General features: G+C 65.3%; 5 protein-coding genes. 2 read left to right on the top strand and 3 right to left on the bottom strand.

Annotation, left to right across the window (positions count from 1 at the left end; translation table 11 throughout):
- Nucleotides 1-664 (top strand): hypothetical protein (locus WB508_RS10680; RefSeq protein WP_423844868.1); only part of this gene is annotated, 664 nt, incomplete at its 5' end.
- Nucleotides 665-701: 37 nt separating this feature from the next.
- Here WB508_RS10680 and WB508_RS10675 read toward each other — a convergent pair.
- Nucleotides 702-1,271, bottom strand: coding sequence for an HhH-GPD-type base excision DNA repair protein (locus tag WB508_RS10675; protein WP_423844867.1), 570 nt, complete (start codon nt 1,269-1,271; stop codon nt 702-704).
- Nucleotides 1,272-1,619: 348 nt separating this feature from the next.
- On the opposite strand from WB508_RS10675, the gene WB508_RS10670 reads away from it, so the two are divergent.
- The gene (locus WB508_RS10670; protein WP_423844866.1) at nt 1,620-2,615 is read left to right on the top strand and encodes a hypothetical protein; all 996 of its coding nucleotides are present in this window, start codon (nt 1,620-1,622) and stop codon (nt 2,613-2,615) included.
- Nucleotides 2,616-3,155: 540 nt separating this feature from the next.
- Here the strand turns inward: WB508_RS10670 and WB508_RS10665 are convergent.
- A complete protein-coding gene (locus WB508_RS10665; RefSeq protein WP_423844865.1) occupies nt 3,156-3,458 on the bottom strand; it encodes a putative quinol monooxygenase in 303 nt (100 codons plus the stop codon).
- 223 nt (nt 3,459-3,681) lie between these two features.
- Nucleotides 3,682-5,169, bottom strand: a complete 1,488-nt coding sequence (gene miaB / locus WB508_RS10660; RefSeq protein ID WP_423844864.1) for a tRNA (N6-isopentenyl adenosine(37)-C2)-methylthiotransferase MiaB — start codon at nt 5,167-5,169, stop codon at nt 3,682-3,684.
- Between the last annotated feature and the right edge of the window lie 166 nt (nt 5,170-5,335).

The raw sequence follows: 5,335 nt of genomic DNA, 5'->3' as shown, positions 1-5,335 counted from the left end.
CGTCGACGCTGCACAGCCTGCAGCGACGACGCGCCCTTCGTCGTGGCCACCCCCGTGGGAGGATGTCGGAGTGCCACCGGATCGGTCATTGCCGCCCTACCCGCCGCTCCGGGTCTGGTCATTCCCTCCCCCACCCGTGGGACGTCGCTGGTTCTGGGTCGCGCTGGTGGGCGCAGTGGTCAGCGCCTTGGTCGGCTCCGCACTGGTGGTGACCGCGATCGTGCTGGAGTCGCGCGACGCCCCCGGCGTGATCGACAGCACCACTGTCCTGAGCACGATCGAGGACGGATGCGATCTGATGACGTCCGATGTTGACAGCACGTCGATGGGCTCATCCCCTGAGCGCATCACCGCGGCCATCCGTGAGCAGAACGAGTTCGTCGAGGCGATGCTGCAGAAGGTCGAGGCCTTGCCGAAGCGTGTGCTCGCCGAGGACCGGCCTACTACGGCCTGGCTCACGGACTGGCGCCGGTTGGTGTCCGCCCGGGAGGTTTATGCCAAGTCGCTGGTCGACGAGGGACCACAAATCAGGGGGTTCACCATCCCGCGCAACCCGGACGGCGAACCCATCACGCGCAGGATGGAAGAAGCCCTTCTCAATCCGGTGTGTGACATCCCGACGGTGTTGCTCGACCCCGGCCAGCGCACCATGTCGTCGACCTGATCCGCCGCGCGGGCATGGTGGGCTTGGCCCGATGACGTCAGTCCGTTGCCGCCTGAGCAGCCGCCTTGTGCGCCTTCTTGAAGTCACGCACCTTCTGCAGCGACTCGCCGTCGACGACGTCGGCCACGGACCGGTAGCCCTTGCGTCCGTAGTCGCCCACCACGGTGGTCCAACCGCGCGGCTTCACATCAAGCTGCTTGGCCAACAGCGACGTGAAGATCTTGGCCTTCTGCTCGCCGAATCCAGGTAGCGCCTTGACCCGCGCGAACAGTGCATCACCGGTCTTGGCCTCGGTCCATAGCCGAGTGACGTCACCGTCGTACTCCTCGACGATGTGGCGAGCCAGTTCCTGCATCCGGCCAGCCATCGACCGTCCATAACGATGGATCGCGGGTGGCGTGGCACACAGATCGGCGAACGTCTCCGGCTCGGCAGCGGCGATGACGGCCGGGTCGAGTGTGCCGAAACGATCGAGCACCTTGGCCGGGCCGCGGAAGGCATGTTCCATCGGGTACTGCTGGTCGAGCATCATGCCCACGACCAGCGCGAACGGATCGGCGTTCAGCACCTCGTCGGCGTGCGGTTCCTGAGCAATCTGGATGGGCATGAACTCATCTTGCCGCAGACCGCTGGGTCGGATCCAACAGCCCACCGCACTGCTCGAGCCTGGTCGGCGAAGCGTCCTGGTGACTTGCGCCTTGGCCTCGGCTCCATCGGTCTTCTTGAGGAAGCGCATTGTGTGCAGCGAGTCAGCGTCCTTTTGATGGCCGAACCCGGGTAGGGCGTTGACCTGCGCGAACAGGGCATCGTCGGTCTTGGCCGAGGTTGACACGGGTGGTGTCGCCGTCGTACTCCGCGACGACGAACCAACAACTCCTGCATCCGGTGGTCGGCGATGCGGCGCTGCCGGAATCTTCCCTGCGATAGCGCGCTGTCGGCGGTAGAATTCGGTCGCATGAAGCGACTGACGGCGCTTGGTCTGCTGCTGTCTCTAGTAGGACTGACGGGTTGCTCGTCATCGGACGAGGCCGCTGTTGTCGCGCTGCCGATCGAGTACCCCGCTGGAAAGGACCTGCCGGACCTTGGAAAGGCTCCCGGACCGCTGGCTGCGATCTGGTGGACTTCACCTGCGGGCGACGAGGCGGTCGAGGCTGTGGGCCTCGTCGCGGAGACTGGAAAGTTTGGGACGCTCCCGATCGACGTCGTGCGCGGTTGGGATGGCGACGGCCCGGGGTTCGTGCTGTCGCCCGACGGCCGCATGATCGCCTACAGCTCCCCCGACAAGGTGGTCATCCACGATCTGGCGAGCGGCCGCAAGGAATTCCCGACGATCAAAACCAGTGACGCGCTCGTGCCATACGGCTGGATCGATGGCAATCATCTCTACGGCATCGCCTCCTTGCCCAACCCCTCGGGAAACCCCGACGAAGGTGGCTGGTGGGACTCCTACGGATGGGCATGGGAGCCGGGCGAGGGCGCGAAGCTGGTAAACCTCGGGGAATTCCCGGGGCACCCCCACCTCGGGTACGGCCGACCCTACGCAGGGACGGGCCTGACGATCGCTGGGTCGGGTGACGGGTCGTGCGCTGATGCGCTGGTCCTCAGGGAGGTATCGACCGATGGCCCGGATGGAGAGCCCTTTCTGGTGCCGGTGTTGTGTGACGTCCTGGGGGTCGTTGGTTCCGAGATCCTGCTTGGTCACTGGAATTCCGAACAGTCCGCTGGTGAGTCGAGCGATCCGCGATACGCCGACGGAACGTTGGTCGCGCTAGACCTCCGCGGCGCCGACCTTCCCTTCGTGGACCCTGCCCTGCGGGGTCCTGACGCGGATCAGGCATTCAACGACCCGGCCCTACGTCGTGTGGTCGTGACTGCAGGAGCGCCTCACCTGGTCTCGTTCGCCACCGACCTGATCGGGGAGGCGCTCGAAGCAGACCGTGGTGCGTCATGACCGGGTACGCCAACTGAGAGGAGTTCTTGGTGTGCGAAGAGGCACGCTGCGAACGGCGTCCTGCTGACCGGCGACCCATCAAGACGCCGAGGACCCCCTTCGACGTTTGATCCTCACGCCCCTGCCGATCCAGTAGACGATCAAGCTCGCGCGCAACGCGACGCGTGGATATAGATCGGGCCTGGGACGGACTCCGTTCACCGCGTACGCCGATCTCGACGCGAGAGAAGCTCGCCAGCATCTCCGCCGCATTCGTCGGTCAGGCGGATCGAGACGAACCTGAGCCACCTGCGCGAGTGGCAGACGAATCACCAAATTCGTGACGAAACGTCGTGTTACCGAGAACGCTCACGTCGAGAGTTGCATGGTCAACGAATGTTCTGATCGAGCATCATCGCAGTGAATAGCACCGCGCCGTCCACGGTCAGACCCAACCCATCCTGCATCGCGTGCCGAACGCCAGGCTGCTGTAGCGGGTGCTCGTCGTCGCCGGCCAATCTCACCACCTCTGGTGTCGGATGGCGAGGCGATTCAAACTGGTCAGAGGTTAGTGATGTTGACCTCGAGGTCCATCGTGTGGGGCTCGAAGTCCTCGATGTGCTCGCGAATCACAGCGAGGCTGCCGGTGAACACCGGCGATGATCGCCATTCATTCACCTGTTCGACGGACTCCCAGGGACCCGAGCTGACAAAAAGCGATGGGTCCTCGCGGTCCCTCAGCAGGGTCGCGGTCGCCTGTGGCAGGTCGGCCCGCGTCCCATCGGCAAGCTGCTTCCACGCTGCCACGAAGTCCTCCTCGTGACCGGGCTTGACCCGCCAGATTCCCAGTGTGTAGACAGCCATGATCTCCTCCTCGAACGGCTTTGGCCGATCATGCGCCTGAGAGGATCGTGATGACAAGAGTGCCGCAGAGCAAAGCATGGGTGACTGCGCGCGACCAGCTCCGCTGCCGTGCCTCGAGCCAGTGACTGCTACTCGATCAACGAATCCAGCACCTCGTCGGCATGCGGTCTCTGGGCACTCTGGATGGGCATGCCATCATCCTGCCAGCGGTCTCCCGCTGGAGTCAGATGCCGCAGACCGGCGCAGGCGGAAGCGGCGCCGGTGCGCCCAACGTAGGCATGCCCAACGTGACGGCGCCGGGGGTGCCGACCTCGGTGCGACCCTGGCGGGTCTCCCACGCGTCGCCAGCCGCCGTGCGCCGGTAGGACAACGGAGCATCATCACTGACCAGATGGTGCGGGGCTGCGTGGGTGATGACGACCTCCACCATGTCGCCGGGTCGCACCGGGTGGTCACCGGGGACGAAGTGCACCAGCCGGTTGTCGCGGGCCCGGCCGGTCATGCGCCGAGTGGCCCCGTCCTTCTTGCCCTCGTGATCGGCAACCAACAGCTCGACGGTGCGACCGAGCTGCAGCTGGGCCTGGGCGGTACCGACTTCGTCGAGGAGGTCGGTCAGGCGCTCGTAACGTTCTTGCACCACGGCCTTGGGGATCTGGTCGGGCAGGTCCGCGGCTGGTGTGCCGGGGCGCTGGGAGTACTGAAATGTGTAGGCGCTGGTGAATTTGGCCAGTCGGACCACGGCCATGGTCTCGAGGAAGTCCTCCTCGGTCTCACCGGGGAAGCCGACGATGATGTCGGTGGTGATGGCAGCCTCGGGCATCGCCTCACGGACCCGGTCGATGATGCCGAGGAACTTGGTCTGCCGGTAGGAGCGGCGCATCGCCTTCAGCACCCGGTCGGAGCCTGACTGCAGCGGCATGTGCAGCTGCGGCATGACATTGGGCGTCTCGGCCATGGCGTGAATGACGTCGTCGGTGAAGTCCTTGGGGTGCGGGCTGGTGAAGCGCACACGCTCCAGGCCCTCGATCTCGCCGCAGGCACGCAGCAGCTTCGCGAACGCCTGCTTGTCGCCGAACTCGACGCCGTAAGCGTTGACGTTCTGGCCCAGAAGCGTCACCTCGACGACGCCGTCGGCCACCAACGCCTCGATCTCGGCCAGGATGTCGCCCGCGCGACGATCCTTCTCCTTGCCACGCAGCGCCGGGACGATGCAGAACGTGCAGGTGTTGTTGCAGCCGACACTGATTGAGACCCAGGCGGCGAACACCGAGTCGCGCTTGGTGGGCAGCGTCGACGGGAAAACCTCGAGCGACTCCAGGATCTCGACCTGCGACTCCTCGGCGATGCGTGCCCGCTCCAGCAGCACCGGCAGCGAGCCGATGTTGTGGGTGCCGAACACCACGTCGACGTACGGGGCCTTCGTCGTGATCGTGTCGCGGTCCTTTTGAGCCAGGCAACCGCCGACGGCGATCTGCATACCGGGATTTTTTGCCTTGACCGAGGCAATGCGCCCAAGATTTCCGTAGAGCTTGTTGTCGGCGTTCTCGCGCACGGCACAGGTGTTGAACACGACGAGGTCAGCCGCACTCTCCTCGGACCCGGGATTCTCGAACGCGGCGTAGCCCGCGGTCTCCAGAAGGCCCGACAGCCGCTCGCTGTCGTGCACGTTCATCTGGCAGCCGTAGGTGCGCACTTCGTAGGTCTTGGTCATGACCTGCCCATGGTACGGGCGTCGGTGCGGCGCAGCCCCATGGCAGCGCCGGTCACGAGGACGATCGCGGCAACTCCCCACACCCAGCCCGGAACACGTCCCGCTGCGCGGCTCACCACGGACTGCACGCCGATGAACGCGTCGACGATCGGATCGGACGCGCTGG

Origin of the sequence: Aeromicrobium sp., from assembly GCF_049586495.1 — a bacterium.
In the GTDB taxonomy this organism is placed as follows: domain Bacteria; phylum Actinomycetota; class Actinomycetes; order Propionibacteriales; family Nocardioidaceae; genus Aeromicrobium.
The sequence above is the reverse complement of the archived record's forward strand: the minus strand, read 5'-3'. Positions and strand labels throughout refer to the sequence as shown.